The 687-nt window shown below is 24.3% G+C and carries 1 protein-coding gene; it reads left to right on the forward strand.

Going from position 1 to position 687, the window contains the following annotated elements; genetic code table 11:
* Positions 1–687 (forward strand): 6-hydroxymethylpterin diphosphokinase MptE-like protein (locus GQV94_RS07625; RefSeq protein ID WP_200170443.1); only part of this gene is annotated, 687 nt, incomplete at both ends.

A 687-nucleotide genomic window follows, 5' to 3' on the forward strand; every position in this document is an offset into this window, starting at 1 on the left:
TTACTCTACCAAAACCCTCTTACTGAACTAAACTCTATGTTAAACACTTATAATGATAAATACTTCTTATATCCTGTTCTTTATTTTTATGGTTTTGGAAATGGTATTTTATTTAAAGCCTTACTTCAAAACAAAAACCATAAACATATAGTAGTCTTTGAAAAAGAATTAGAAATCATTTATATTATGTTTCACTTAATAGACTTTTGCCATGAACTTAAAAATAATTCTTTAATAATATTTAATGCTAATACTCTAAATTTAAATGATTATAATGAGCTTTGCTCATCTAATCCTTTCTTTTCTTTTTCAAGAGTATATTTTTTAGAATTAAGCTCTGATTATTATGAAAAATATAAAGAAGATATATTAAACATTAATCAAAACATGATGAGTCATTTTAAAAAAGCAATATTCTCTTATGGTAATGATCCCTTAGATGCTTTACAAGGTATAGAACAATTTACTTATAATCTACCTAAAATGATTACAAATCCTACTTTTAAAGAATTACTCACTAAAAGATCAAATTTAAGTGATACAGCTATAATAGTTTCAACAGGACCTTCACTTACTAAACAACTTCCTATTTTAAAAGAATATCAAAACAAAGCTACAATATTTTGTGCTGATAGTGCTTATGCAATATTAGCTAAACATAATATTAAGCCTGATTATGTTTGTATG

The organism is Campylobacter sp. TTU_617, from assembly GCF_016599045.1.
Lineage (GTDB): Bacteria > Campylobacterota > Campylobacteria > Campylobacterales > Campylobacteraceae > Campylobacter_D.